The 2,409-nt window shown below is 66.3% G+C and carries 3 protein-coding genes and 1 pseudogene; all 4 read left to right on the top strand.

Going from position 1 to position 2,409, the window contains the following annotated elements; genetic code table 11:
* Nucleotides 1-430, top strand: a pseudogene (locus tag ACRDUX_RS00060) (FAD-dependent oxidoreductase); the annotation flags it as partial.
* A 137-nt stretch (nt 431-567) separates the two neighbouring features.
* On the top strand, nt 568-1,185 hold the full coding sequence (locus ACRDUX_RS00065) for a LysM peptidoglycan-binding domain-containing protein (protein ID WP_526409812.1): 618 nt from the start codon (nt 568-570) through the stop codon (nt 1,183-1,185).
* Between the two features lie 148 nt (nt 1,186-1,333).
* A complete protein-coding gene (locus ACRDUX_RS00070) occupies nt 1,334-2,005 on the top strand; it encodes an Rv1815 family serine proteinase (protein WP_526409814.1) in 672 nt (223 codons plus the stop codon).
* Between the two features lie 3 nt (nt 2,006-2,008).
* A partial coding sequence (locus tag ACRDUX_RS00075; protein WP_526409816.1) for a hypothetical protein occupies nt 2,009-2,409 on the top strand: 401 nt, incomplete at its 3' end.

Consider the following 2,409-nt stretch of genomic DNA (forward strand, 5'->3'; position numbering starts at 1 on the left):
GGGGTACGAGGACCGTCCCGAGACGTACCGCAAGTTGGCGGCGCACTTCTTCATCACCTTCCCCCAACTCACCGACGTCCGCTTCAGCCATCGATGGGCGGGCGCCATCGACACGAACACCCGGTTCTGTGCGCACTGGGGACTGGCCCGCGAAGGTCGGGTCGCGTACGTCAACGGCTTCACCGGGCTCGGGGTTGGCGCCGCACGGTTTGCCGCCGACGTGTGTCTCGATCTCCTCGGCGGTGTGCCGACCCCGCGAACGGAGCTCGAGATGGTGCGCGAGAAGCCGCTGCCATTTCCTCCCGAGCCGTTGGCAAGCATCGGAATCCAGGCCACCAGATGGTCTCTCGATCGCGCCGATCACGCGGCCGGTCATCGCAACGTCCTGCTGCGCACGTTGGACGCGCTCGGCCTCGGCTTCGACTCCTAATGGCTCGTCGGACAAGGGCGTCGACTGCGCGAAGGTGATTGTTCGCCAAACGTTTTGCTTGTGCGGATCCGAACCCGCCCATGAGCCCGACCGTTGCAAGTAGGCTCGGCCCAGCCGACGAGGAAAGGGTTGAAATCGTGGGAGACAGACTTCAAGGTGGAGAGAAGCTGGAGGTCGGTCAGTCGCTTACGTCGCTCAATGGCGCGTACAAGCTGACCCTCCAGGACGACGGGAATCTGGTTCTGTACGCCGGTGACCAATCGGTGTGGTCGACGGGCACCAACGGCAAGAACGTGGTCCGCGCCGAAGTTCAGACTGACGGCAACTTCGTTCTCTACACGGCGGACGATCCGGTGTGGGCCAGTCAGACCAAGGGCGCCAAGGACGTTCGGTTGATCATTCAGAACGACCGGAACCTGGTGCTGTACGGATTCGACGGGCCGGCCTGGTCGTCGAACACCCAGACCGACGAGGTGCCCGTGACGGAGCCGCCACCGGCGGCGCCCGAGGTGCAAGCAGAAGTCGTTCCTGCCGCGGTCGAAGAGCCGGCACCGGCAGAAGCGCCGGCACCGCCACCTCCTCCTCCTCCGCCACCGCCCGCACCTCGCACCTACACGGTGGTCTCCGGTGACACGCTGTGGGCGATCGCGGAGCGGTTCTACGGCGACGGCAACAAGTACCAGCAGATCGCCCAGGCCAGTGGTATCGCCAATCCGGACCTGATCCATCCGGGGCAGGTAGTGACGATTCCGTAGCGGGGCGTCGGGGCGGCTCGCAGTTTACTGGTGCGGGCCGCCTTTGCCGTATGTACGCTGAGCTCCCAGCTAGCTCGACCGATCGGAGACGACGTTGCGACGAAACTGTTTGCGCGCGGTCGTGGTGGCAACGGCGTCGATCGCGATCATGAACTTTGCGTACGTCAGCGCGTCAGCGCCCGCTCTGGCCGGCCCCGGCGTCGCGGTCTATCCCGGCATGGAGATTCACCAGGACACCAACAGGTGCACGCTCGGGTTCGTCGATCTGCAGAGCAGGACCGCGTATACCGCGGGCCACTGCCGCGGCAGTGGGAACGTCGGGGACAAGGACGGAAACGTCATCGGTCACCAGACGCTCTTCAGCGACAACACCCCCAACGGCGCCACCGTCGCGACCGACCACCAGATCTCCGACTGGGAGGCCATCGCCCTGGCGCCCGACGCGCAGATCAACGACGTCTTGCCCGGCGGGAGGGCGCTCTCCTCCGATCCGTCGGTCGTACTGCAGCCGGGTCAGCAGGTCTGCCACTTCGGGGTGGTGACGGGCGAGAGCTGCGGCACCGTGGACGCCGTCAACAACGGGTGGTTCACGATGACCAACGGCGTGGTCAGCCAGAAGGGCGATTCGGGTGGTCCCGTCTACCTGCTCGCCGGCGACGGGCGCGCCGTCATCGTCGGCATGTTCAACAGCACCTGGGGGCAGTTTCCCGCCGCCGTGTCATGGCCCGCAACCGACCAGCAGATCCGCCAGGAGGTCTTCACGCCCGCGGCGGACACCGAGAGTGACGCGCCCGTGCCGGAAGCGCTGCCGCCGGCCTAGCCGATGATGCGGTTCGTCACCGGGGAGCGGTGGTCGGCGCGCAAGATCATGATCACCGCGCTGGCTTCGATCGGCATCGTCGCAATGGTTGGCACCATCATCGTCGGAGTTGCGATGGCGCTGGTGACGAAGGACCCGGGTCAGGCCGCACCGCGCCCGACCGTCACGGCAACGCCCAGAGTTCTACCGGTGATCGGTGCTCCGTTGGCGGTACGTCCCGTCGTGGGGGCGCCAGTGGTGGCGAAGCCAGAGGACTGCTCAGCCGGTCGGCCGACGGCACCGCAAGACCCCGTACGGATATGTGACGTCGACAAGGCGGCGGTGTACCAGCTGGGCCCAGTTGCGTTGCGGCTGAGTCTGACTGGGGCCACGGAGACGAAGCTGCCGACGAGCGCCTTCCATAC

Origin of the sequence: Mycobacterium sp., assembly GCF_050701675.1 — a bacterium.
Taxonomy (GTDB): Bacteria; Actinomycetota; Actinomycetes; order Mycobacteriales; family Mycobacteriaceae; genus Mycobacterium.